Source organism: Marinitoga sp. 1138, from assembly GCF_013363265.1.
In the GTDB taxonomy this organism is placed as follows: domain Bacteria; phylum Thermotogota; class Thermotogae; order Petrotogales; family Petrotogaceae; genus Marinitoga; species Marinitoga piezophila.
The window spans coordinates 163,665-189,707 of sequence record NZ_LBFA01000001.1; the positions used below are offsets into that span (position 1 = coordinate 163,665).

General features: G+C 28.8%; 26 protein-coding genes and 1 tRNA gene. 8 read left to right on the forward strand and 19 right to left on the reverse strand.

Annotated features, from left to right (window positions below):
- Positions 1 to 49 precede the first annotated feature (49 nt).
- The 8 genes from XO11_RS00955 to XO11_RS00990 are packed head-to-tail and all read right to left on the reverse strand — an operon-like array spanning position 50 to position 8,717.
- Positions 50 to 751 carry a 16S rRNA (uracil(1498)-N(3))-methyltransferase gene (locus XO11_RS00955; protein ID WP_014295649.1) on the reverse strand — a complete coding sequence of 234 codons (702 nt, stop codon included), beginning with the start codon at positions 749 to 751 and terminating at the stop codon, positions 50 to 52.
- Entirely contained in the window at positions 751 to 2,028 is a 1,278-nt protein-coding gene (serS, locus tag XO11_RS00960) for a serine--tRNA ligase (protein WP_014295650.1), read from the reverse strand. Before serS ends, XO11_RS00955 begins: the two co-directional genes overlap by 1 nt.
- Positions 2,025 to 2,687 carry an LptA/OstA family protein gene (locus tag XO11_RS00965; protein WP_014295651.1) on the reverse strand — a complete coding sequence of 221 codons (663 nt, stop codon included), beginning with the start codon at positions 2,685 to 2,687 and terminating at the stop codon, positions 2,025 to 2,027. Before XO11_RS00965 ends, serS begins: the two co-directional genes overlap by 4 nt.
- Complete coding sequence (locus XO11_RS00970) at positions 2,684 to 3,478, reverse strand: patatin-like phospholipase family protein (RefSeq protein ID WP_014295652.1); 795 nt, start codon at positions 3,476 to 3,478, stop codon at positions 2,684 to 2,686. The genes XO11_RS00965 and XO11_RS00970 overlap by 4 nt, the downstream gene beginning before the upstream one ends.
- Positions 3,465 to 4,271: a patatin-like phospholipase family protein gene (locus XO11_RS00975; protein ID WP_014295653.1), complete on the reverse strand. Its 807-nt coding sequence runs from the start codon at positions 4,269 to 4,271 to the stop codon at positions 3,465 to 3,467. Before XO11_RS00975 ends, XO11_RS00970 begins: the two co-directional genes overlap by 14 nt.
- The gene (locus XO11_RS00980) at positions 4,271 to 6,583 is read right to left on the reverse strand and encodes a hypothetical protein (RefSeq protein ID WP_014295654.1); all 2,313 of its coding nucleotides are present in this window, start codon (positions 6,581 to 6,583) and stop codon (positions 4,271 to 4,273) included. Before XO11_RS00980 ends, XO11_RS00975 begins: the two co-directional genes overlap by 1 nt.
- A gap of 12 nt (positions 6,584 to 6,595) precedes the next feature.
- Positions 6,596 to 8,287 (reverse strand): PEGA domain-containing protein, encoded by a 1,692-nt coding sequence (locus XO11_RS00985; RefSeq protein WP_014295655.1) that lies wholly within the window; start codon positions 8,285 to 8,287, stop codon positions 6,596 to 6,598.
- Positions 8,274 to 8,717: a MarR family winged helix-turn-helix transcriptional regulator gene (locus XO11_RS00990; RefSeq protein WP_014295656.1), complete on the reverse strand. Its 444-nt coding sequence runs from the start codon at positions 8,715 to 8,717 to the stop codon at positions 8,274 to 8,276. Before XO11_RS00990 ends, XO11_RS00985 begins: the two co-directional genes overlap by 14 nt.
- Positions 8,718 to 8,787: 70 nt before the next feature.
- Between XO11_RS00990 and XO11_RS00995 the strand changes: the two genes are divergently transcribed.
- The 3 genes from XO11_RS00995 to glgP all read left to right on the forward strand — a co-directional run bounded on the left by XO11_RS00995 (position 8,788) and on the right by glgP (position 13,325).
- On the forward strand, positions 8,788 to 9,267 hold the full coding sequence (locus XO11_RS00995; RefSeq protein ID WP_014295657.1) for a DUF2232 domain-containing protein: 480 nt from the start codon (positions 8,788 to 8,790) through the stop codon (positions 9,265 to 9,267).
- A 54-nt stretch (positions 9,268 to 9,321) separates the two neighbouring features.
- A complete protein-coding gene (rlmD, locus tag XO11_RS01000; protein ID WP_014295658.1) occupies positions 9,322 to 10,659 on the forward strand; it encodes a 23S rRNA (uracil(1939)-C(5))-methyltransferase RlmD in 1,338 nt (445 codons plus the stop codon).
- Positions 10,660 to 10,757: 98 nt separating this feature from the next.
- Positions 10,758 to 13,325, forward strand: a complete 2,568-nt coding sequence (gene glgP, locus XO11_RS01005; RefSeq protein ID WP_014295659.1) for an alpha-glucan family phosphorylase — start codon at positions 10,758 to 10,760, stop codon at positions 13,323 to 13,325.
- Positions 13,326 to 13,360: 35 nt separating this feature from the next.
- Here the strand turns inward: glgP and XO11_RS01010 are convergent, their stop codons facing one another.
- Positions 13,361 to 13,606 (reverse strand): hypothetical protein, encoded by a 246-nt coding sequence (locus XO11_RS01010; protein WP_014295660.1) that lies wholly within the window; start codon positions 13,604 to 13,606, stop codon positions 13,361 to 13,363.
- 183 nt (positions 13,607 to 13,789) lie between these two features.
- On the opposite strand from XO11_RS01010, the gene XO11_RS01015 reads away from it, so the two are divergent.
- On the forward strand, positions 13,790 to 14,410 hold the full coding sequence (locus XO11_RS01015; protein WP_014295661.1) for a LexA family transcriptional regulator: 621 nt from the start codon (positions 13,790 to 13,792) through the stop codon (positions 14,408 to 14,410).
- A 39-nt stretch (positions 14,411 to 14,449) separates the two neighbouring features.
- Here the strand turns inward: XO11_RS01015 and XO11_RS01020 are convergent.
- From XO11_RS01020 to trpS, 5 genes are all read right to left on the reverse strand, one after another.
- A tRNA-Ser gene (locus XO11_RS01020) sits at positions 14,450 to 14,540 on the reverse strand.
- A gap of 82 nt (positions 14,541 to 14,622) precedes the next feature.
- Entirely contained in the window at positions 14,623 to 15,378 is a 756-nt protein-coding gene (locus XO11_RS01025; protein WP_014295662.1) for a pseudouridine synthase, read from the reverse strand.
- Positions 15,341 to 15,871: an SMC-Scp complex subunit ScpB gene (locus XO11_RS01030; protein WP_014295663.1), complete on the reverse strand. Its 531-nt coding sequence runs from the start codon at positions 15,869 to 15,871 to the stop codon at positions 15,341 to 15,343. The genes XO11_RS01025 and XO11_RS01030 overlap by 38 nt, the downstream gene beginning before the upstream one ends.
- Positions 15,861 to 16,538, reverse strand: coding sequence for a ScpA family protein (locus tag XO11_RS01035; RefSeq protein WP_014295664.1), 678 nt, complete (start codon positions 16,536 to 16,538; stop codon positions 15,861 to 15,863). The genes XO11_RS01030 and XO11_RS01035 overlap by 11 nt, the downstream gene beginning before the upstream one ends.
- Before the next feature lie 4 nt (positions 16,539 to 16,542).
- Complete coding sequence (trpS, locus tag XO11_RS01040; protein ID WP_014295665.1) at positions 16,543 to 17,520, reverse strand: tryptophan--tRNA ligase; 978 nt, start codon at positions 17,518 to 17,520, stop codon at positions 16,543 to 16,545.
- Positions 17,521 to 17,616: 96 nt separating this feature from the next.
- On the opposite strand from trpS, the gene XO11_RS01045 reads away from it, so the two are divergent.
- Together XO11_RS01045 and XO11_RS01050 are read left to right on the forward strand one after the other, a co-directional pair.
- Entirely contained in the window at positions 17,617 to 18,240 is a 624-nt protein-coding gene (locus tag XO11_RS01045; RefSeq protein WP_014295666.1) for a DUF4897 domain-containing protein, read from the forward strand.
- A complete protein-coding gene (locus tag XO11_RS01050) occupies positions 18,237 to 18,866 on the forward strand; it encodes a hypothetical protein (protein ID WP_175418014.1) in 630 nt (209 codons plus the stop codon). The genes XO11_RS01045 and XO11_RS01050 overlap by 4 nt, the downstream gene beginning before the upstream one ends.
- A gap of 59 nt (positions 18,867 to 18,925) precedes the next feature.
- On the opposite strand, the gene gcvPB is transcribed toward XO11_RS01050, so the two are convergent.
- The 5 genes from gcvPB to XO11_RS01075 are packed head-to-tail and all read right to left on the reverse strand — an operon-like array spanning position 18,926 to position 23,448.
- A complete protein-coding gene (gene gcvPB / locus XO11_RS01055; protein WP_014295668.1) occupies positions 18,926 to 20,353 on the reverse strand; it encodes an aminomethyl-transferring glycine dehydrogenase subunit GcvPB in 1,428 nt (475 codons plus the stop codon).
- Positions 20,337 to 21,695, reverse strand: coding sequence for an aminomethyl-transferring glycine dehydrogenase subunit GcvPA (gcvPA, locus tag XO11_RS01060; protein ID WP_014295669.1), 1,359 nt, complete (start codon positions 21,693 to 21,695; stop codon positions 20,337 to 20,339). The genes gcvPB and gcvPA overlap by 17 nt, the downstream gene beginning before the upstream one ends.
- Positions 21,696 to 21,748: 53 nt before the next feature.
- Positions 21,749 to 22,114, reverse strand: coding sequence for a glycine cleavage system protein GcvH (gene gcvH / locus XO11_RS01065; RefSeq protein ID WP_171814206.1), 366 nt, complete (start codon positions 22,112 to 22,114; stop codon positions 21,749 to 21,751).
- Between the two features lie 12 nt (positions 22,115 to 22,126).
- Complete coding sequence (gcvT, locus tag XO11_RS01070; RefSeq protein WP_075780116.1) at positions 22,127 to 23,233, reverse strand: glycine cleavage system aminomethyltransferase GcvT; 1,107 nt, start codon at positions 23,231 to 23,233, stop codon at positions 22,127 to 22,129.
- Complete coding sequence (locus XO11_RS01075) at positions 23,233 to 23,448, reverse strand: DUF2007 domain-containing protein (protein ID WP_014295672.1); 216 nt, start codon at positions 23,446 to 23,448, stop codon at positions 23,233 to 23,235. The genes gcvT and XO11_RS01075 overlap by 1 nt, the downstream gene beginning before the upstream one ends.
- Positions 23,449 to 23,624: 176 nt before the next feature.
- Here XO11_RS01075 and pfkA point away from each other — a divergent pair, with 176 nt between their 5' ends.
- Together pfkA and pyk are read left to right on the forward strand one after the other, a co-directional pair.
- Entirely contained in the window at positions 23,625 to 24,584 is a 960-nt protein-coding gene (pfkA, locus tag XO11_RS01080; protein WP_041638685.1) for a 6-phosphofructokinase, read from the forward strand.
- A 12-nt stretch (positions 24,585 to 24,596) separates the two neighbouring features.
- Complete coding sequence (gene pyk, locus XO11_RS01085; RefSeq protein WP_014295674.1) at positions 24,597 to 26,024, forward strand: pyruvate kinase; 1,428 nt, start codon at positions 24,597 to 24,599, stop codon at positions 26,022 to 26,024.
- The last annotated feature ends 19 nt before the right edge of the window (positions 26,025 to 26,043 follow it).

Genomic DNA, 26,043 nt, shown 5'->3' on the forward strand with positions numbered 1-26,043 from the left:
TGTGATTATGTAGTCATTAAATATGACTTATAAAAGGGGATAAAAGTTCTTAATAAAGTCTATTATAAAAATAATTAAGAATACTCATTACATATATTCCAGCTGTTTCAAATCTCATAGTAGTTTTTCCGAGATTAACCTTTATAATGTTATTTGAAACATTTTCCAGTTCATCATTTGAAAATCCCATATCAGGACCAAGTATAACAGAAATCTTTTTATTTTTTTTAAAATATTCTAATGAAAGTGCTTCATTTAATGATAAAGAAGATTTTAAATCCAGTAATATAGCATTTTCTAACTTGTTTATCTTTTTAAAGTCAGTAAATGAAATCTCAGGAAATTTTGGATTTTCAGATTGTTTAGAACTTTCTATTATTACTTTTTTAAATTTTTCCAGATTTTTAAATGTTAATTGAGATTTTTTACCGTGGAATATATGTATTCTATTTACTCTTAATTCAACGAGTTTTTCAATTAAAATTTTCATTCTATCGAATTTACTGGCACCAATGTAAAAATCAATTTCTGGTTTATATTCTTTATTGTAATTTTGTATATTTAAAACTCTGCATTTTGTTTGATTTTTTGAGATTTTTTCTACTATGCATGTATAAATATTTCCTGTGCCATCATATACGGTGATTTCTTCGCCGATATTTATTCTCACTATTTTAAGATGAGCAGTTTCATTTTTATCAAGTATAATTGAATTTTCATCAGAAAGAATACCATAAAAGGCATTGGGCATTAGCCTATAACCTCCAGGCCATTCATATATGGAACCAATACTTCAGGAACCTTTATTCTTCCATCTGGTAACTGATAATTTTCCATAATAGCCACTAAAGTTCTTCCAATAGCTAATCCTGAACCATTTAATGTATGAACATATGCCATTTTGTTATTTTTCATTCTATAACGTGTATTTCCTCTTCTTGCCTGGAAATCTTTTACATTACTACATGAAGAGATTTCTTTGTATGCATTATAACTTGGAAGCCATACTTCTAAATCATATGTTTTTGCTGCTGCAAATCCTAAATCACCTGTACATAAGGTAATTACTCTATATGGTAATTTCAATAATTGTAATATTTTTTCAGCATGTGAAGTTAATTCTTCAAGGGCTTCTTCGGATTTTTCTGGTTCTGAGTACCAGAATAATTCAACTTTATCAAATTGATGTTGCCTGATCATTCCTCTAACGTCTTTACCATAACTTCCTGCTTCTCTTCTATAACATGGTGTATATGCAACATATTTTAAAGGAAGCTCTTTAAAGCTTAAAATCTCATTTTGATGCATTCCAGCAAGAGCAACTTCTGCTGTTGGAATTAAGAATAAATCGTCATCTTTTGTATTGTATGCATCTTCCTCGAATTTTGGCAATTGGCCTGTTCCAAGCATTGTATCTCGTTTTACAAGATGTGGTGGAACAATTTCAGTGTAACCGTGTTGCTGTGTATGGACATCAAGCATAAAGTTGATTAAAGCTCTATTTAATCGTGCAAGTTGAGACTTTATAATTGAAAATCTTGAACCACTTAATTTTGAAGCTCTTTCAAAATCAAGCATTTTTAAATCAGGACCTAAATCCCAATGTGCTTTTGGTTTAAAGTCAAATGTTGTAGGGGTTCCCCATTTTCTTATCTCGACATTATCTTTTTCATCTTTTCCCACGGGAACACTTTCGTCAGGAATATTAGGAATGTATAGTAATTTTATATGTATTTTATCTTCAATTTCATTCATTTTTGATTCAAGTTCTTTGATTTTATCAGCAATTCTTTTGGATTTTTTTGATAATTCTTCAAATTCTTCCATTTTTCCTTCTGCTTTTAATTTAGCAAGTTGTTTAGAATATGTATTTCTTTCAGCTCTTAAAGCTTCAACTTCTCTTTGATATTCACGTTTTTCTTCATCTAATTCTCTTATACGATTGATTAAATCGGTTTCATGATTTCTCTTTTCTAAAGCTTCAATGATAATTTCAGGACTTCTTCTTATTAATTTTATATCTATCATTTATTTTCCTCCTCTTCTTTTTCATTATCATTTTTTATTTCAAGAGTTAATTGTACTCTTTGTGCAGATATTTCGTTTTTATCTGTTTTAAAGGTAGCTTTTGATGTTTTCATATTTATCTTTTTTACATCATTTTTTATTGTTACATTATCCTTTAATACAAGAATTTTTGTATTTTCATCGTATTCAAAACTTTTTGCGAAAATTACATAATCATCTTTTAAAATTTTTACTAAACCATCATCACTTTTCATATTTCCAGAATATGTTTTATCTTTATTATTAAATTCAATTTTATCACAAAAAATATATATAATTTTATTGTCTTCTTTTAATTTTATTGTAGTTTCAACATCGCCTGAAAGAGTACCTATATCCTTTTTTAAATCATATTTTAAAAGATTAGAAGTTGCTTCCATAGTATCTGTTTTAATAAAAATATCACCTGAAGATTCGAGGTTTCGCCATTCTTCATTTACTAAAGTTACGGTAGCGAGGTCTGTTAATACTTCTAAATCATTTTTAATAACCTTTACATCATTTTTTAGTACATAAAAATCATCTCCACCATTAACGGTTATTGCACTTACATGAATAGTATCAGCAAGTGCAATGGAAAATAAAAGAACACTGATTAATAAAAACAACCATTTTTTCATTTGTTTCCCTCCAATTTATCGCTAATCCATTTGTCAGCTAATCTTTTTGCGTACATATAAGTTTTTGCATTTAAAGCAGAGAATTCCACTTTTTGAGGGCAGATTACATCTTTATCTTTAGTAATTATACCAAATAATTCCTTTTTTCTCAAAAAGAACGAATAAAGTAATATTTCAGCACCATTTCTTGGTTTTGGTAATTTTATTGAACATTCATAAGAGGTTATTATGTCATAATTTTCTATATTTAATGGCGATAGTGAAATTTCTGCACTGGGAATTAAAAATTTGTCATTATATTCATAGTATTTGAAATATGGAGGTGAAGATAATGAGGCTACTAATGCATCAACGAATAATTCTTCTCTTTGAAAATAATATATTGTATTATCTTTTATATCATATGCTTCGATTAGAAAAAAATCTCCTAAATCTGATAATTTTGTATTTCCAAAATATGCTTTTAATTCTTTAGTGAGTTCTGTATGTGATTCGAACTCAAATTGCTTTTTTTTGTTTAATTTTAATAACGCAGTTGCTTGATTATATAAATTTTCATATATTCTGTCTTTAAACACAAACTTATTTAAAATTTTTGTATTTTCAATGAATTCAATCATTTTTCCAAAAAAATTTCTTTTATATTTCGAAATAAAGAACGGCATTAAAACGCTTATACCGGATAATTTTAAGAATGGATTTAATTTTTTTTCATAAAAAGAAGAAACAACTCCAGCATTCCAGTACAATCCGTATTTAAAATCACCAGAAGCAATTTTAATTTGCGACATTTATTTCACCACTCTTTTGTTGGGCTAGTTTGGTCTTTGCCTCGTTGTAAATTTCCTCGTATTTATCAAACTCATACCATGAATATTGTGATTCAAATATATATGGTTCATCAGCATCTGAAAGTTTTAAATCTGTAACTAAATCTATACTCAATGATGAAATATAATTTATATAATTAAATCCACTACTTAAACTTTTATTCGTAGAAGGAATATGTGAAGCTACAACATAATTCGCTCCCATTTTTCTGCAAAGTTGTATTGGGACTTCTTCAAGCACTCCGCCATCTAATAATTCCATTCCCCCTAATAATGTAGGTGTAAAAGCACCAGGAACATTTGAAGATGCCATAATGGCATCTAATAGATATCCTTCTGTGATTTCTTCTGTTTTTTCTTCTTCGATATTTAGAGCAACAACACCAAAAGGTATCTTACAATCAGAAAATTTTTTCTTATAAAACAAAGGTTTTAACATTCTAAATAGAACTTCATTTTTCATAATTCCCATGGAGGAAAGCAATTTTGTAAATCCAGAAATTTTTGAATCAAGACTTTTTTTCATAGATTTTATTTCAGTATCAAAATTTTTTAATGAATAAGAAAGTTTTTTATATACTGAATTTATATCTGGTTCTAAAGCATATAATCCACCTATTAATGAACCAGCACTGCACCCAGTTATTACAACTGGGTGCATTTCATATTTATTTTCAAGATATTCAATTAATGCTATATGTGCCATTCCCCTTATTCCGCCGCTTCCAAGCGCTAATCCGTATTCTTTTTTCATTAGAACCCTCCTAATAGGATATAAACTGCAATTCCGCCTACTACACCACCTATTAATGCATATATTACGTTAGACATTAAATTTTGTGAATGTAATTGTTCTTCAAGGTTTTGAAGACGTCTATTTAAAGCATCATTAGACATTTCGCTCTTTTTCATTTCAAGAATTTCATTTTCCAGCTGATTATTTTTAGTTTTTAAAGCAGTTATATCATCTTCTATTTTATAGATTTTATCGCCAAGATAAGAAGAATCAACAGACATGTTTACTTTATTTTCTAAGTTGTTTAATCTTGTTACTATAGCTTCTAATGATTTCATGTTTTCCTTAATTAAATCATCTTTTATTTGCATATAAATATAATTTTTTATGTCGTCAGATTTTTTCATTAATTCCTGTGAAACCATATCATCTATTATATTTATTAAAGCATCTTGATTGTTTGAAGGAAGATTTTCAAGTGTATAGATGGATTTTTCTAATGATTTTAATCTGTTTTCTAATGTATCGATTTTTGCTGATTTTTTATCGAAATCGCTTTTTAATTCAAAAAGTGTTTTTGAATTCGCAATAACCTCATTTTGTAATTTTTGTGTTGGTGGTTGTATTGCCAATGACTGAACAATATTATTTAAATTTCTTACCTGTTCTGATAATTCAGAGACTAATTTTAAATCAGCATTGATTTTCTGAATATCCTGATAATTTTTATTGCTCAATTCCTCAATATTATTTATTTTTGGTAAAGCTTCAGCAATTTGTTTTAAAAGTTCAGAGGAGTCTTTAACGCCACTTGCCTTTACTGCTTCTCTGAAAGCATCGAGATCTTTTGACATATTCAAAACTTGAGCTGTTAAATTAGAAACAGCATAATCATTTGTGTTAATTCTTGATTCAATCTGGTCAAGACGTGTGAATAAATTTGAAAGGCTTTCATTTTCTTTACCAAAAGCAGCACCTTCAAGTAACCCTATTCTCTGATCGAAATTTTGTAATTGTTTACTAAATTTATCAATTTCATCTGCCGCATTTTCAAGACGTTCTATATTGGATACTCTATTTTCCAATACAGCAATTCTATCGATAATTTCTGAAGGAACAGTTCCACCATTTCCAGATTTTAAAGAACTCATATTTTTTTGAATATCTAAGATTCTATTATCAATATTATTAAGTCTATTAGTTGTATCAGTTAAAATAGCGGAATAAGAATTTACAGCTTTTTCAAGTTCTTCAACTTTTATTTGTAAGGACTGTAAAGAATTTACTTTCATATCAATATCTCTTAATTTTTTATATAACAACGTATCATTTGAAAGAGTTGCTGAATTTGAAATGTTTACTCCAGAAGTTTCAAGTTTTGTTATTTTATCGTTTAATATTTTAATTTGATTATCAAGTTCTGGAATTTTTGAAGTAAGCTCCATTAAAGGTTTTACTTCAAAATCAAATTTTTGTTGGATAATATCATCTACATATGTATTTGAAGAGGCAATTTGATTTTTTAATGTATTGATTTCATTCATCAATTGCGTTATTGTGGCTTCATCGGTATTACCCTTCCATCTAATTTGAGAAGAAATTTCATTTGTAATATAAACTTTTAGACCGGTTTTTTCTTTTTCAAATAGTTCATCTATATATGACTTATAATAATTTTTTTCTTTGTTTAAATAATCATCAAGAGTATTAATCATATATTCTTTGGTTTTTGAAAATTCTTCTGCCAGCTGTTCAACGCTTTTTTCAAATTCATCCATTCTGTTGCTAAAAGTAATCATTGTAGCAAGTGTTGTTTCATATAACTGCTTAATTGTTTCTTCTGATTTTTTTTGGGCTATCATAGAAGCGTTTTGAGCTATAGCTTTAAAAATTGGATTATTAGTTTCAGTAGAGTTAATAGATATAGCCTGCTTTAAATAATATACATCTTTACTGAGTTCTGAAACTGTATTTTTTGTATTTTTATAATCAGTATCAAGAGAAAAAATAAAATTTTCAAGAGTGTATACTCTGTCGGGTAATTTTTCGTTTAATAACTTGGATAATGAAGCATCCATAGTTTCAATTTTTAATTTATAATTTTCATCTAAATAATCAAGAAATTTAGAACCAAAAATAGCAAGATCATATCTTGAAACAGATATTGCACCATTAAATTTTCCCTGAGTGTCCGTATCCATAATACCAGCATTTATTACTTTTAGTACATGTGGATAAACAGGAGATGCAGGTTTTACATCAACAAGTTCAGCGAAAATTAAAGTATTTAATAATAAAATAATTAATGCTATAACAAAACTTTTTTTCATATAAAAGCCCCCTTAATACCAATTATCGACGTTAATAAATTTTCCTTCGTCGGTGAAATAAATGTATTTTTCTTTGATTTTTAAATTTCCTTTATATAATGCAATTTTATGGACACCGTATTCCAACCTTAAATTTACTTCTGAACCTGTATATTTTACATCATCAACAAATAAATCATATCCTTTTCTATTGTATATTTTTACGGGTACAAGATTTGCTCTCGAGAAGAAAACAACCTTATGATTATATTGTGAAATAGAAACATCTATATTATATATATTTCCATCAGGAAATTTAAAAGTGATGTTATGTGTTCCAGTTTTTAAAACTTTTCCTATTAGATATCCAGTATTTTCATAATTTCCGTCTATATATATTAAAGCTCTGGAAGATGTTGTAAATAATGAAAGCGCCCCAACATTTTTATCTTCTGTTAAAAATACAGTTTGTGATCTATTTTTTCTAATAGTTGTCATTTTTTTTGCGTTTAAATAATAAATATCAATTTTTTTGGTTTCCTGCATTGTATCTATCAATATTGTTGAAGGAGTAAATGCGAATTTATCACCTATGTAGGTTAAGACTTTATCAATTGAAGATAAAACTTCTATAGATGTATATAATTTTGGATTTAAAACAATTTGTTTTGGATCGTCTTTATGTATAATATATCTAAAAAAGAGATTTTTATCGTTTTTAGATACAATTTCTATAATATGCGGCATCCCATCTAATTCTAATTCCTCAACTTCTTTGCCAATATATTTTCCATCAAGATAAAATTCTAAATTTTTGACATCCTTAAAGAATACAGTTCTGCTATTTTCGTATAATTCGAAAAATAACTGTTTGGATTTTGTTTTTTTATCAAGGTTTATGGTTAGTCTTTTTGAAATATATCCAATTTTAGAAACTACAATATTTAATGTTCCTTCTGGGACTACGAAATTACCAGGTGTATATCCGTATTTTTTATTATTAATAACAACAAGAGCATTTCTTGGTGAAGAGTCCACATATAAATTAATTCCCTTTTTTAATTGAACAGATATATCTTTAACTTTTTCAGTAATATTAATGTTTTTTTCAATAGTGATATAATCTTTACGCTCAAATTTTAGTTTATAGTTTACTCCTTTATTTAAAACTGTAGAATAAGGTGTTTCACCAATCTTTACATTGTTAATATATAATATTGATGTTGGATTGGAAGTTATTTTTATCATGCCTTCAGGTATAAAGGTTAAATATAATTCTCTGGTTTCGAAAGGTTTTAAGTCAATTTGTAATTTTTGAGGTTTATAATTGTCAAAAGTAAAATAAAAATCTTTAATATTAACTGGAACTGTTATCGTATCATGATTATTTACCAGGAATTTTTTATTGTTATATTGTACATAAAATTGCTCAATATTTGATATAATTTTTAATGAGGCAAGAGGAATTAAAGAGACCCTAAGTTCGGTATCAGAAGAAATATCCATGGTTTTGATGTAATCTTCATATCCAAACTTTTTTATAGTAACTGTATGAGTTCCAGATGAAATATCGATGGATTCAAAAGTATTTTTTACAGCTTTAATATACTGACCATCGATATAGATTAAAGCACCTTTTGGAGCAAAAATTTTTAATTGATATGAAAAGGATAATATACTAAAGACAATAAAAAATAAAAGCAGGAATATTTTATTCTTTTTCATTTTCCCTCACCTCATTTATCATTTTATCAAGACACTCGAGACGATCCATAACTTCTTCTGGTTTTTTCATTTTATCTAAAACCTTTTGCATAAATTCAACACGAGCTTTTATAACCTCATCAATAACATTTTTACCTTTTTCTGTTATAGTTATTGTAGTAACTCTTTTATCTCTTTTATCTTTTACTTTTTCTAAATAGCCAGAAGCTTCTAATCTATTAATAAGACCTGTTGTAGTACTTTTAGTAATTCCTAAAATAAGGCTGATATCTGTGACTCTTTTTGGACCTCTGAAATATAAAATTTGGAGTAAATCAAATTGTGCAGGGGAAATATCACTGTTTTTTATAATTTTTCTTCCTTCAACTTTAACTTTGAAACATATATCGCGTATAATTTTTTCGAAGTTTTGAACTCTTGTTTTTTCCATAATGTTCCTCCTATCTTATTTTGTTTTATTAATAATTTCATAATATATATTTAGAAAGAGAGGTATTAAAATGGGGAAAAGTATAAGTTACTCAGCTATACTAAGCGTTTTGGCGGTATTATTATTTTCAGCTCAAATGTTTATACCTGTATTTGGTATTTTAATTTCTTTTTTTAGTTTAATTCCGCTTGTATTGGTATATGAATTGACGGATATGAAATATTTTATTATTTCTGTAATAACTACGGGTTTTTTAATTTTAATGATAAATGATCTTTTTGGAATGATATTTTTTACCACATTTTTACTTCCGCCGGTTTTGGGGTTGGTAGTTGATAAAAAAAAGAAAATACTCCACATTTTATTTTTTCTCGTACCAGTGGCGTCTTCCTATTTTATGTATAAATCTTTTTTTAATGTAGTAATATTCAGATATCTTTGGCCGTTAATTGGAGCTGGTGCATATATTAGTATAAAATTTTATTATAGTAGAATATCAAAACTTATTCTCAATAAACTACCTACTATATTTTATCAAAAAAAGGCGTAAAAATGAAATAAAAATAATAATTTAAATATAAAAAATAAAAATGAGGTGAGAGATATGGATTATATTGATCTTGTTATAGAAAAAATGGTATATGGAGGATATGGGTTTGCCAGATATGACAATAAAATTTATATGGTTGAACATGCATATCCTGGTGAGTTTGTAAGGATAAAAACAAAATATAATAAAAAAGATGTGTATTTTGCAGAAGTTGTTGAATATCTTGAAAAGGCACCATATAGGAATAGACCGGTATGTCCGCATTTTTATGAATGTGGTGGTTGTCAATTATTGGATATGGATTATTCAAAACAATTGGAAATAAAAAAAAGCATTGTAAAAGAACAAATGAAAAGAATTGGTAAAATCGATGAATCTCTTGTAGAAAATGTAGTGCCATCTGATGAAATAAACCATTATAGAAGCAAAATGGAATTTGCATTTGCTTATAAAAATGGTGAAGTAAAATTAGGATTAAAACAACGAAATAGTAATGAAATTATAGATATAAAAAATTGTTTATTAGCTCCAAAAGAATTTAATAGAATAATTACAGAGGTAAAAAAAATATTTGAAGCTCTGGATATGAAGATATACAATCCAAAAAGAAAAAAAGGTGAATTTAAACATCTTGTATTAAGAAAATCATTTTCAAAAAATGAGATTATGGCTATCTTTATAACAAAAACAGAATACATTTCTAATTATAAGAAGTTTAAGGAATTAATATTAAAAAATATAAAAGCAGATTCTTTTATCCATGTCATGAATGGTTCTGATTCTGTTGTTTTAAGAGGACCATATAAAACATTAAGAGGTGAAGGAGTAATAAAAGAGGATTTTGATGGTTTTGAATATCAAATTCCACCAACAGCATTCTTTCAAAATAATTATTTTATAACGAAGAAAATTTTAGAGGAGTTTGTTGAAATAGTAAAATCTGAAAAAATTTCTGGAACAGCATTAGATTTATATTCTGGAGTTGGACTATTTTCAATATATCTTGCCCCACTATTAAAACACATTACAGGTGTTGAAAGTAATAATGTGTCTGTAAAAGCTGCCAAAGCAAATGCGAATATAAATAACATAAAAAATGTTAGTTTCGTAAAAGAAGATGTGGAAAAATTTATAGAAAATTATGATAAAAAATTGGATTTAATCATTCTTGATCCGCCAAGAAGTGGATTGAGTAAGAAAATCTTAACAAAGATAACAGAATTGAAACCTAAATATATCTTTTATTTATCCTGTGATCCAAGCACTCTGGCAAGAGATCTATCAAAAATGCAAGAATTCTATAATATAGAAAAAATAAAGCCTTTCGATATGTTCCCAAATACTTTTCATATAGAAAATTTTGCGTTTTTAAAGTTGAAAAACAGTAAATAAACCTGATTATTTTAATTTTTCTTTAGATATTGAATTGAGACACCTTTTTTTGGTATAATATGTATTGTTAAAATTAAAAATTGGAGGGAGGCCTTTCCATGGAATTTATTTCAAGGATAAATGTATTACCAAAAGTGCCTGAAAATTTAAAAAAATTACCAGAATTAAGTAGAAATCTCTGGTGGACCTGGAATTATGATGCACAGGAGATTTTTGAAAGAATTGATGAAGATTTATGGGTTGAAGTAAATAGAAATCCTGTTGCATTTTTAAAAAAGGTAAGCCAGAAAAAATTGAACGAGGCAGCGCAAAATCAGGCTATATTGAGTTTATACTCTCAGGTAGTGGAAAAATTTGAAAATTATATGAAAGCTGAAAATACATGGTTTAAATCCACACATAAACAATATAAAGGTGGAGAATTTGCATATTTTTGTGCTGAATATGGATTACATGAATCATTTCCAAATTATTCTGGAGGATTAGGTGTATTAGCTGGTGATCATTTAAAATCAGCAAGTGATTTGGGAATTCCATTGGTTGCTGTTGGACTTTTGTATAAACAGGGATACTTTGAACAAAGGATTAATTCTGAAGGCTGGCAGGAAGCTATTTTTAATCCTTATGATTTTGATAATTTTCCTGTAGTTCCAGTAAAAGATGATGAAGGAAATGAAATTTATATAACAGTAGAAATGGATAATAGAAAAGTTTATGCGAAGATATGGAAATTATCCGTTGGAAGAATAAATTTAATTTATCTTGATACAGATATTCCGCAAAATGATCCTGAAGATAGAATGATTACCTACCAATTATATGGCGGGGATCAGGAAATGCGAATAAGGCAGGAAATGCTTTTGGGTATTGGAGGAGTTAGAGCATTAAGAACTCTTGGATATAACCCATCGGTATGGCATATGAATGAAGGTCATTCTGCATTTTTAGGTTTAGAAAGAATTAGAGAATTTGTTCAGGAACACGGTTTAACATTTAGAGAAGCAGTTCAAGCAGCAAAAGCTGGTGCGGTATTTACAACACATACTCCTGTTCCAGCAGGTCATGATGCATTTCCTTTTCATTTAATGGATAAATATTTCAAAGATTATTGGCCACAACTTAAAGCATCAAGAAGGGAATTTCTTGACTTAGGAGCTGAAATAAGGGCTGATGGTTCTGAATTATTTTCAATGACAACATTAGCTTTAAATTTATCCTCAAGAGCAAACGGAGTAAGTAAATTACATGGTGAAGTATCACGAGATTTAGCAAAAGACATATGGAAAGGACTTGAAGCAGTTGAGGTTCCAATTACACATGTAACAAATGGTGTTCATGCAACAACATGGATTTCCAAAGAATTACAGGATTTATTTGCTCATTATCTTGGAAAAGACTGGCATGAAAAGATTGATGATCCTGATTTATGGAAAAAAATTGATGAGATTCCAGATGAAGAATTATGGAATGTAAGAAAATCTTTAAAGAAAAAATTAATTGAATTTGTACATCAAAGAACTAAAGAACAAAGAATGAGACATGGTGAAACAGTAGAACAACTTGAAGAAATAGAAAATATTCTTAATCCAAAGGCTTTAACAATAGGTTTTGCAAGAAGATTTGCAACATATAAAAGAGCTACATTAATTTTTAAAGACCTTGAAAGGCTCAGTAAAATTTTAAATAATCCAGAAAGACCTGTTCAATTGATTTTTGCGGGTAAAGCACATCCGGCAGATAGACCAGGTCAGGAATTAATAAAAAGAATTTACGAAATTTCAAGAATGCCTGAATTTAAAGATAAAATAGTATTTATTGAAAATTATGATATGAATGTTGCAAGGCATTTAGTAGCCGGTGTTGATGTATGGCTTAATAATCCACGAAGACCAAGAGAAGCAAGTGGAACAAGTGGTCAAAAAGCTGGTATGAACGGTTCTCCGAACTTTAGTGTTCTTGATGGTTGGTGGGTTGAAGGTTATAATGGAAAAAATGGATGGGCTATAGGTGATGAAAGAGATTACACAGACCTTGAATTACAGGATAGAATAGATAGTTCATCAATGTATAATACTCTTGAAAAAGAAATTGTACCTCTTTATTATGACCATAATGAAGAATTGGGAGTTTCAAGAGAATGGATAAAAATAATGAAAGAATCTATAAAATCAGTTACATCATTCTTTAATACACATAGAATGCTCAAAGAATATACACAAAAATTATATATGACTGCAGCGGAATTAGGAGAAAAGTTTGTAAAAGATAATTTTGAAATAGCTAAGAAATTCTCTGCTTGGGTAGAAATATTGGAGAAAAACTGGGGAAATATTAGAATAAAAGTTCTTTCAAATGTAACTGAAGACATTGAATATTCAACTGGTGGAAAAATAGAAGTAAAAGCAGAAGTTTATTTACCGGGAATTGGGCCGGATTCTGTACTTACACAAATTGTTGTAGCAAAATTGGAAGACAACAAAATAGTTACATTAAAATCGTTTGATATGAAGTTGAAAAAAGAAGTAAATAAAGATACATATTTGTATGAAGGTGAATTTGAAATAGATGAAAGAGGGCAGTATGGCTGGAATGTAAGAGTTATTCCATATAATCCTATAATGCCATATCAACATTATTTAATAGGTTTTGTAAAATATCCACAATAAGATAAAGGCGGCTTTTAAAGCCGCTTTTTTTACGTTTATGCTGAAAGAGGTTGTTTGTTTTTATTTTTAAAAATATTTTTAATTTCTATATCGAAAATATATTTAATATATCTTTCTAATTCTTCAATTGAATTAATAGAAGTTAAATCTTTTTCTGTGATAGCATTTTCCAGACCAATTAATTCGAGGTAAAACTTATTATTATCTGGATTAATAAAGAATTTTTTAAAATAATGCTTTTTTTCTTCATACCATTTTACTAATTCACCACTTTTTATCATATTATTTCCTCCTTTTAGTATTTTTATACTTTTTAATTACTACATCATAATCAATACATTTATATATTACTATATTTTTTTCATTAATACAATTAAGAAAGAGTAACTTTAATGTTACAACTCTACTATAAGGTAGAAAATGGTGTATAATATAAGTGATATAAAAAAAGTGAGGTGAATAAATTGAAGAATGAAATTGGAGAAAGAATAAAAAAATTAAGGGAAAGAAAAGGAATATCAAGAGAAAAACTTGGAGCTATTATCGGAATAGCGGGAAATAGTGTATATAGAATTGAAGCAGGTATTAACAAGCCTTCAGCTGAAGTAATTATAGAATTGGCAAAATATTTTGATGTAAGCACAGATTATTTGCTAGGATTGGATAATATATCAGGTAATGACACTTATGTAAGAGTGGAAATGAAAAAAATTCCTGTATATGAAAAAGTTGCTGCAGGAGTGAGTGGTGCAGCACAACCAGTAGATTATCCAATTGATGAAATTTATATACCAAAAGGTTGGAAAGGAACATTTGCAGTTGAAGTTGTTGGGGATAGTATGGAACCAGAAATAAAAGAAGGTGACTACGTAATAGTTGATCCGGAATCGTATATAGATTCAGGAAATAGGGTAATAGCATTATTAAATGATGGCGAAGACGCATTGGTTAAAGTATTCAGGAAAACATTTGATGGAACTATAATGTTATATAGTTTAAATCCGAAGTATGAACCAATTATTTTAACTCCAGATTTAAGATGGAAAATAATTGGAAAAGTTGTGAACTTATATAGGAGATATTAATATAAAAAATAGGAGCTTAAGCTCCTATTTTTTATATTATGGCGGAGAGGGTGGGATTTGAACCCACGGACGGGTTGTGCCCGTCACACGCTCTCCAGGCGTGCGCCTTCGACCGCTCGGCCACCTCTCCAGCATATTTAATTTCCATAATATTTTATCATATACATTGATTTTAGTCAACTACTTTATTTAAACGAAATTAAAATTTATTATTAATCTTTTTTCGTTCTCATTTGTAAATAATCTTTTAATTTTTTTATATCTTTATTATCAATTTTTTTTATATCTCCGGGATTAGGAACTTCATTTACAGTCCAAGGACCAAACTTAATTCTTTTAAGTTTTAGTACATTATATCCTAATACTTTAAACATTAATCTTACCTGTCTTTTTTTTCCTTCATGGATACTAATAATTACTTCTGAATATTTTCCTTTTTTTCTAATTTTTTCAATTTTGGCAGGTTGAGTTTTATAATTTTCTATAATTACCCCATTTTTAAGTTTTTCAATATCTTCGTTTTTTATATGTTTATTAATTAATACTTTGTATGTTTTATAAATCTTTTTTTTGGGGTGTAAAAGTAAATTAGCTAATTCTCCGTCATTAGTAAGGAGCATTAATCCGGAAGTATTATAGTCCAATCTTCCTACATGAAAAACCTTTTCAGGTATTTTTCCTTTTATTAGATCAGTAATAGTTTTTCTTCCTCTATCATCGGAAAGAGAGGATAAATATCCTATAGGTTTATGCAATAAATAATATACATAATTATCTATATCGTTTATTTTTTCTCTGACATATATTTTTTTATTATTTATTTCAATAATATCTTTATCTGAAAGCAAAAACCAGGGTTCTTTGATAGTTTTTCCATTTACTTTTACCTTTCCCGAGATAATCATTTCTCCAACTTTTCTTCGAGAACCTTCACCTATCTTCTGGAGAAATGTCTGAAGTTTTATCAATTTTAGCACCTCTTAATTCTTCTATAGTTTTTTCTGGTAATAATTCAAAAAAAGTCTCTGAAAGATCATAAACAAATCTATTTTTTGTATTGTTTTTTCTTTTTTTAACAATTAATCCCATTTCCATAAGTTTTTTTATTTGATGGTATGATGATTTTCCGCGTGATTTTTCTATTTCTGTTGTAGAGGATGGACCGTTTAAAAGTAAAATAGCAAGAATTTCAAATTGTGATTCAGTAAGAGAAAATGTTCTTGGGCGTGGTTTTAAAATAGATTTTATTTCACTTTTTATAGTAAATCTATATTTTCCTTCAAACATTTCCAGTTCTATTCCATGAAATTCTGAATTATAATGTTTCCAAATTTCAATTAAAATGCTATTGACTTTTTCTTCTGAAATTTCCAATTTTTCTGAAATTTCTTTTACAGAAAAGCCAGAACTTTTTGAAAATAACATAGCTTCAACTATAGGGATAAGATGCTTATTCTGCACCTAATGTCACCTCTTTTTTAGAACGAATAAATTCGTAATTTTCATTAATATAATGAATGCCATTTCTTACAAGTGTCAATGATGCAAGAAAATAAACTATAAATCTCAATCTATTTTTGTTTGAAAGGATATACAATTCTTGTAAAGTAAATCTTTCCATTTTTTCAAGTTCTTCTATAGCTTCTTCTACTGTAAAACCTTCACGTAATATTTCTAATTTATGCTGAAGCCGTATATAATCTGTCATATATAAGTCTAACTGTTCATAAATTTTCTTTTTATCAAATCTCATAGCCTTAACTCTAATGGGTTTCTTAGTATTATTTTTTCCAAAATTATCCTTAAGTTTTTCCATAGCTTTCTTTATTTGATCATAATCCTCGATAATATTATATAATGTATTTTTTTGACGTGTAAACTCTTTATCTTCATTGGCTTTTGGTAATAATTCTTTTGATTTTAATAAAGTTAGATAAGATGCAATTCTTAAGAACTCACCAATATCATTTAAATTGTCATAATTTTTTTCTATATATTCGTTAAATATATCAGCAATATAAGATACCGGTAGCATACGCACCGGTATCTTTTTTTCTCTTATAAGGTCAACTAAAACTTCAAAAGGGCCTGAAAAGATATCCAATTCAATATTTATGTCGGAAAACATATAATCACCACCTGAGGTTCATAGCCTCCTTAACTTCTTCCATAGTTTTTTTCGCTACAGCGGAGGCCTTTTTATTACCTTCATGAATCACATTTAAAACATCTTCATCTGAAATTTTTTCGTATTTTTCCCATATTGGTTTTAAACGTTCTTCCATATTTTTTAATAATAATTTTTTACATTGAACACAGCCAATATCAGCAGTTGTACATCCTTTTACAACCCAATCCAGCTCTTCTTGATTTAAAGTAAATGCTTTATGATATTCCCAAACAGGGCATTTTTCTGGAGTGCCAGGATCTGTTCTTCTCATTCTTGCAGGATCTGTCATCATTGGCATTATCTTTTTCTTCAATGATTCGTGGTCTTCATCTATCATTATAATGTTTCCATAACTCTTTGACATCTTCCTACCATCGGTACCAGGCAATTTTGGTATTCTTGTAACAATTGGTTCTGGCTCCGGAAATACTTCTTTATATAAATTATTAAATCTCCTTACAATTTCTCTACTTAATTCAATATGATAAACCTGATCTTCACCAACCGGAACGCCTGTTGCTTTATATAAAATAATATCAGCAGTTTGCAAAACTGGATAAGTTAAAAATCCAGCAGTTGATAAATCCCTATTTTCAAGATTTTCTTTTAAATCTTTATAAGTTGGTATTCTTTCCAATCTGCTAACAGAAACGAGCATATTTAATAAAAGATATAATTCGGCATGTTCCTTAATCGCAGATTGAACAAATATTACAGATTTTTCTGGATCAATTCCAGCAGCAAGATATCCTCTTACTATATCAATTGTAGATTGGTATATCTTATGACTTTCTTCTTTGTGAGTGGTCAATGCATGCCAGTCTGCAACAAAAAAGAAAGTTTCATTTCCTTCATCCTGCAATCTTTTCCAATCTTCTAACACCAAAACATGACCAAGATGTAATTTTCCAGTTGCACGCATACCACTTAAAATTCTCACATAAAACCCTCCTTTTTTCCCGTTTACTCTTTTTATTTTACCACATTTTGTGGTATTATATACTATGAAAAATAAAAATTCAAGGGGGTAACTTAAATGAAAGATTCAAATGCTCAACAGAAAAGAGGTTTCTCAAATAATTTTATTTTGATAGCCTTATTATTTATACTGGCAATAAGTATTGTAAATATTTTTATGGTTAAAAATATGAAAACAAATTTCAAGGTAATAAAAAGCGATAATTATTATTATATAAATGACGATAAAAGCGTTGTAATGTTTTCTAAAGTTGAAATTCAGGCTGAAGATGAAAAATCTTATAACCGATTAATTGAAAATTATGATAAACCTGATGAAGAAAAAAGAAAGGCATATGAACAATTTTTATCAAAATTAACAGAAAATACAGGGCGTGATTTCAAATTAGTATCTTTAGAATCATCATTGACTACAAACAATAATAATTATACAATATATGTCAATGAAAAAGCTGTGATTTTTGGATTTATTAAAGATTTAGGTAATAACAAATATGAATTTTCTCTTAATTCACAAAAAATGAATCTGGCAAATTCTACATTATATATTTATAAACCTAAAAATTGGGAGTTTATTGAAACATATCCTCAGCCAACAGAAATTACTGAAGATTATTTGTTATGGAAGGATGCTGGCGAAATTGAATTTCCAACAATAAAATTAGAAAGGGTTGAAAAATGATAACGCTAATCATTTTTATATGGTTAATAGGATTATCTATTATATCTCTTATTAATCTCTCCTTATTAATTTCATTATGGAAAAAATTTAATAGTTTTTCTATAACAATTGATTCTTCCATTGAGGATCAAACAAATACTTTATTGGCACGTTTTCAAAAAATAACCTCTTCGAGATTACGGGCTCTGGATAATAAGATCGAAATTCTTGATCAACTTATAAAAGATGCCGATGAAGCATATATGAAATCTTTTTCGATGCTTACTGATCTTGAGAAAAAAACAGATGAGCTAAAAAGAGAAAGAACAAATTTAAAGATAAAACAGGAAAAAAGAAGATTAGCGGAACCGTCTTCGCCTATGAAAGAGAAACATATCCCAAAAATAGATTATCAGCAACGTGAAATATCAATTGGATACAACAGAGAAAATATTGAAAAAAATTATAAAACACATGTAATTGAAAAAGAAATTGAAGAAGAAAAAAGTCCGGAACAAATTTTAAAAGAAAAAATAATTGAATATTATGATAAAGGAATGAGCATACAGGAAATTGCAAAAATGCTTGATAAAGGATCAGGTGAGATAAAACTTATAATAAACTTATACCATAAAAATAAAAAATAAAAAATTTAGTTGTTATAAAATATAGGGAATAGCCATTTGACTATTCCCTATATTTTATATTAAAATCTTACTTTTAACTCTTTATTAGCAACCTTTTCATCTAATCTCCTAACAGGTGTATTTCGAGGGGCACCTTTTAGAATTTCTGCATCTGATTTTGCTTCTTCTAATATTTTATGCATAACATCTACAAAATGGTCTAATTCTTCTTTAGATTCTGTTTCTGTTGGCTCAATCATCATAGCTTCATGCACAATCAATGGGAAATAAATTGTTGGTGGATGAATGCCATAATCAAGCAACCTTTTAGCAAAATCAAGAGTTTTTACTCCATATTCTTTTAAGAATGTTCCATCGATGATAAATTCGTGTTTGCATACTTCATCATAAGCAATTTTAAATTCTTTTTCCAATTTCTTTCTTAAATAATTTGCATTTAATACAGCCATTTCACTTGCGAATTTTAATCCATCATGACCCATTGAAAGAATATAAGTATAAGCTCTTACCATTACAGAGAAATTTCCATAGAATGTTCTTAATCTTCCGATACTTTTAGGGATATCATAGTTTAAATAATATTTTCCATCTTCATTTAAGTCTACAACTGGTTTAGGCAAATAATCTTTTAATTTAGCTTTTACTCCAACAGGCCCGCTTCCAGGTCCACCCATTCCATGTGGAGTTGAGAAAGTTTTATGAAGGTTAACATGAACTATATCAAATCCCATATCTCCAGGTCTAACCTTACCCATTATTGCATTTAAGTTAGCTCCATCATAGTAAAGAAGGGCATTATGTTCATGAGCTAATTTTGCAATTTCAAGAATATCCTTTTCAAATAAACCAAGAGTATTTGGATTTGTAAGCATGATAGCTGCTACAGTATCATCCATTTTTTCTTTAAATTCTTCAAGGTCAACCCTTCCATCAGGACCTGATTTTACTTCAATAACATCAAAACCAGCCATTTTAGCTGATGCAGGGTTTGTTCCGTGAGCTGAGTCAGGCAAAATAACCTTTGTTTTATTTGTATATCCATTATCATCGATGTATTTTCTTACAATAAGCATTCCTGTAAGTTCACCATGAGCACCTGCTGCAGGTTGTAATGTAACAGCATCCATACCAGTGATTTCGCCAAGGTAATTCTGAAGATTGTACATTAATTCAAGAGCACCTTGAGTATATTCTTCATCTATATATGGATGTATGTTGTTAAATAATCCAGCCATTTCTTCGTTAATCATAGGATTATATTTCATTGTACATGAACCTAATGGATAAAATCCACTATCAACAGAATGATTCTTTCTTTCTAAATCATTGTAATGTCTTACGACTTCAAGTTCAAAAACCTGTGGAAGATTTGGTTTTTCTTTTCTAATTAATTCATCTTCCATTTCGATTTTTTGTTCTGGTACATCTAATTTAGGCAATGAAAATGATGTTCTTCCTTCTTTTGACTTTTCAAAGATTAATTTCATCGATTTCACCTACCTTAGAAATCAAGTAGTCAATTTCTTCTTTTGTATTTAATTCAGTTGCGCAGAATAAACCATAATTATTTAATTCATTATAGAATTTTCCAAGATTTAATGGACCAACAAATTTTTCTTCATATAATTTCTTATTAAATTCATCAAGATCGAATTTTGGTTTTAAAACAAATTCATTAAAGAAAGGTCCTTCAAATACAGGTTCAAACTTTTCTGTTTCCATTAATTTTTTAGCAAGATAATGTGCTTTTTGATAGTTTTGATATGCGATTTCAGCTAAACCTTCTTTTCCAACAACACTTAGATAAACGGAAGATAAAACAGCCATTAAAGCATGGTTAGAACATATATTTGAAGTGGCTTTTGCTCTTCTGATGTGTTGCTCTCTTGTTTGAAGAACCATAACAAAACCTCTATTTCCATCAGCATCTACAGTTTCACCTATAATTCTTCCAGGCATCTGTCTTATGTATTGCTTTTTAGAAGCAAAAAATCCAAATGTTGGACCGCCAAAAGACATATAATTTCCAATAGATTGTCCTTCGCCAACTACAATATCAGCACCAAGTTTTCCGGGTGCTTCTAATAATCCAAGTGCAATAGGATATGCGTTAACTATAAGTAATACTTTTTCTGGTAATACTTCTTTTATAGCTTTTATATTTTCCACAACACCAAAGAAATTAGGATATGAGATTACTACAGAACTTATATCTTCTGTTAATTTTGATTTTAAATCTTCTATATCAATTCTTCCTGTTTTTTCATCATATTTTACAGTTTCTAATTCCAGATTCTGTGATTCTATGTATGTTCTTGAAACCTCAATATATTCAGGATGTAAGGAAGAAGCTACTAAAGTTTTATATTTTTTATTTATTCTTGAAGCCATTAAAATAGCTTCTGCTACAGCACTTCCTCCGTCATACATTGAAGAGTTTGCAACTTCCATACCTGTTAATTCACAAATAGCAGTTTGAAATTCATATAATGCTTGTAATGTACCTTGAGAAACTTCAGCTTGATAAGGAGTATAAGCAGTTAAAAAATTTCTTTTGGTTGCAAGTTGATATACAGCTGAAGGAATATAATGTTTATAAATTCCGGCGCCCCTAAACATTGCATATTCATCAAGATTTATTGTTCTATTAGCCAATTCCATAATTTCTCTTCTTACTTCAATTTCTGATTTTGATTCAGGAATATTTAAATCACCTTCAAAAAGTTTGGGAATATCTGAATATAATTCCTTAATATTTTTAATTCCAATAACTTCCATCATTTCTTTAATATCTTCTTCTGTATGTGGAATGTATGGATATTTTTTCACCAATGTCACCTCACTTTTAAAATTTCAAAAGACCCGGAAAACCGGGCCTGAAATTATAGAGAATTCTTATATTCTTCTTCAGATAATAATTCGTCTAATTCGCTTTCATCACTGATTTCCATTTTTACAATCCAACCAGCATTTTCTGCATCATCATTTATTAGTTCAGGAGAAGCATCAAGTTCTGAATTTACTTCAATTACTTTTCCTGAAACAGGAGAGTAAACATCACTTGCAGATTTTACTGATTCAACAGCACAAAGAGCTTCGCCTTTTTTGATTTCTTTTCCTTCTTCTGGTAAATCAACATATGTTATATCTCCAAGTTCTTCTGCTGCATGTGCTGTTATACCAATTGTTGCAATGTTGCCTTCTACTTCTACCCATTCATGTGTTTTTGTATACTTTTTCATTCTCATACCCTCCTAAAGTTATTTTCTTGTTTTTACACTACCTCTGTAAAATGGTATTTTTATTACTTTTGCCTTAACCCTTTTATTTCTTATTTCAACTTCAATTTCTGTATCTTTCTTATAATATGGTTTATTTAACATTGCTAATGCGATTGGCTTATTTAATGTAGGAGAAACTGTTCCACTGGTAATAAATCCAACTTCTTCATCACCAACAAAAACTTTATAACCATGTCTTGGAATTCCTTTTTCAAGCATTTCTATTCCTTTTAATCTTCTTCTAATGCCAACTTCTTTTTCCTTCAATAAACCTTCTTTTCCAATAAAATCCTTTTCGAAGTCAACAGCCCATTTTAATCCAGCTTCTAAAGCTGTTATTTCTTCATTCATGTCATTTCCATATAAAAGATATGTTGCTTCTAATCTTAAAGTATCTCTTGCACCAAGTCCTGCTGGTTTTCCATCGTATTTAGGAAGTAATTCCAATAATTTTCTCCACATTGGAACTGCTGCCTCTTTATCAAGATAAATTTCAAAACCATCTTCGCCTGTATAACCTGTTCTTGAAATTAAACATTCAATTCCGTTAATTCTTCCTTCAGTGAAATTATAATATGAAATATTTTTCAAATCAACCCCTGAAATTTCTTGTAACATTTCTTCAGCTTTTGGTCCTTGAACAGCAATTTGTGCAATATTATCAGAAATATTTTTAACTTCTACTTCAAAATCTTTTGCTTTTTCAGCAATCCAATTATAATCTTTTTCAATGTTAGAGGCATTTACAACCAACAATATATGTTCATCAGAATACTTATAAGCTAATAAATCATCTATAACTCCACCATTTTCGTTAAGCATTGGAGAATATACGATTTCTTCTGGTTTTATTTTTTCAACATTATTGGTTATTAAATAATTTACAAACTTAACAGCATCTTTACCTTTTATATCAATTTCACCCATATGAGAAACATCAAAAATTCCAACGTTATTTCTTACAGCATTATGTTCTTCCTTAAGTGAAGAATACCATACTGGCATTTCCCAACCACCAAATGGAACCATCTTTGCTCCTAACCTTACGTGTTCGTCATACAAAGGTGTTCTTTTTAAATTTTCCATTACTCTGCCTCCCTATTTTCAAGAATTTGTTTTGCAACATTATAATCTTCTTCATTTACATAAAGATTCATTATTGTGCCATTACCAAAAAATTCGCTCCCAATACCAATTTCTTTAGGAGCTTTTAATAATACATTTATTCCATTTGATTCGAGCAATTGTTTTATCATTTGAGCTTCAAAGTCATTAATGTGAGATTTTAAAATTTTCCACATTTTCACACCTTCTTTCAAATTCTATTATACATCTAAAATTTGTTTTTATAAAGAAAAGAAATTTTATAAAAAACATGGTATAATATCAATAAACGGCGATAATTGAAAAAAATTTCATATATTCATAGATTTTCATGTTTAATAACTTTTAAGGAGGGAGAGACAAAATGCCTCAAATTAAGAAAATAGGTATTATAACAAGTGGTGGAGATGCTCCGGGGATGAATGCAGCAGTACGTGCTGTAACAAGAACAGCAACTTCAAATGGATTGGAAGTAATAGGATTCTACAAAGGTTATGCAGGAATTCTTGATAAGGAATATACTGAATTGACTTATGCATCTGTTGGAGGAATAATGGAAAAAGGCGGAACTATTTTAAGAACTGCGAGGGTACCGGGATTTAAAGATCCTAATATTAGAGCAGAAGCAGCAAGAAATTTAAAAGAACTGGGTATAGATGCATTAATTGTAATTGGTGGTGAAGGAAGTTTAACAGGTGCTAAATTATTATATGAAGAACATGGAATACCAATTGTTGGAATTCCTGCTTCTATTGATAACGATATACCTGATACAGATATGGCAATTGGTGTTGATACATGTTTAAATACAGCTGTAGACTCAATGCAAAAATTAAAAGATACAGCATCTTCTCATGAAAGAGCATTTATTGTAGAAGTAATGGGAAGAGGTTCTGGATATATAGCTTTAATGTCTGGTATAGCAGTTGGTGCTGAAGGAATAATAATTCCGGAATTGCCAATTGACTATGATCAATTAACAGATAAAATTTGGGAACAAAGAAAAAGAGGAAAAATAAATTGTATTATTGTTGTTGCAGAAGGTGCTGCAAGCGCATATACAGTTGCAAGACATTTTGAAAATAAAATAGGGTATGAAACAAGAATAACCATTTTAGGTCATATTCAAAGAGGAGGGTCACCAACTGCATTTGATAGAATATTAGCTTCAAGAATGGGTTATGAAGCTGTAAAGTTTTTGCTTAATGGAGAAGCTGGAGTTATGGTTGCTTTAAACAGAAGCAAACTAATAGCAGTTCCTATTGATAAAGTATTAAGTGAAAAGAAAGAGTTAGATTATGAATTAGTAAAATTAGCAAATACATTATCATAAGGAGTGATGAGAATGACAATGAGAAAAACAAGAATTGTTGCAACAATAGGGCCTGCAACTGAATCAGAAGAAATGGTAAGAAAATTAATAGAAGCTGGAGCTGATGTTTTAAGACTGAATACATCTCATGAAAACCCAGAAGTTCATGAAAAAAGAATTGAAACTATCAAGAAAGTAAGAAAAGAATTTGACAAACCTGTGGCGATTTTATTGGATCTTGCAGGTCCAAAAATTAGAACAGGAAATTTCTATAAAGATGAAATTACACTTGAAGAAGGACAGGAATTTATATTAACAGCAGAGGAAGTTACAGGCGATGAAACAAAAGTATCGATTAATTATAAAGGATTACCAAAAGATGTAAAACCAGGAGATAAAATTTTAGTTAATGATGGAAAATTAAAGTTAGAAGTTATAGAATCTGACGGAGTTAACATAAAAACTAAAGTTTTAAATACAGCAACAATTACACATAGAAGAGGAATAAATGCACCAGGGGCAGATATAAAAATTCCAGCGTTAACAGAAAAAGATAAAAAATATATAGAATTTGGTATTAAACATGAAGTTGATTATTTTGCACTTTCATTTGTTAGAAAGCCAGAAGATGTTCTTGAAATGAGAGAAATATTAAATTCCTTAAATGCAAAAGATGCACAGATTATTAGCAAAATTGAAACAAAGCAAGCAATAGAGAATGATCTTGAAAAAATTATTGAACTCTCAGATGGTGTAATGGTTGCAAGAGGAGATCTTGGAGTTGAAGTAGAAGTTGAAAAAATTCCGGTTTTACAAAAAAGAATTATAAAAATTGCAAATAGAATGGCTAAACCAGTTATTACAGCAACTCAAATGCTTGAAACAATGATAGAAAATCCAGTTCCAACAAGAGCTGAAACAACAGATATTGCAAATGCAATTTTAGATGGAACAGATGCAATAATGTTATCCGGCGAAACATCAATAGGAAAATACCCCATAGAAACAGTTAAGGTTATGGATAAAATAGCTAAAGAAACTGAACCATATATTAATCATTATAGTACTTTGTTCTATGAATTTGATGAAGAAGATGATTCAACTACAAATGCAATTTCAAGAGCTGCTAATGAAATTGCTGTAAGTTCAGGAATAAAAACTATAGTAGCTGTTACTGATAGAGGTTATACAGCTCGTGCAGTATCCAGATATAGAGAAAACGTAAATATAATAGCTGTTACTCATTCAGAAAAAACATACAATAGGTTGGCATTAGTTTGGGGAGTAAAACCAATGATAGTAAATGAATTTGTAAGTACAGACACCATGCTTTATATTGTTAAACAAACTTTAAAAGAAGAAGGATTAGTAAAATCAGGAGAAAAAATTATATTTACAGCTGGAATCCCTTATGGATTCTCAAGTAAAACAAACTTTTTACATATTGCAGAAATAAAATAATGTTAATATAACAAAAAAC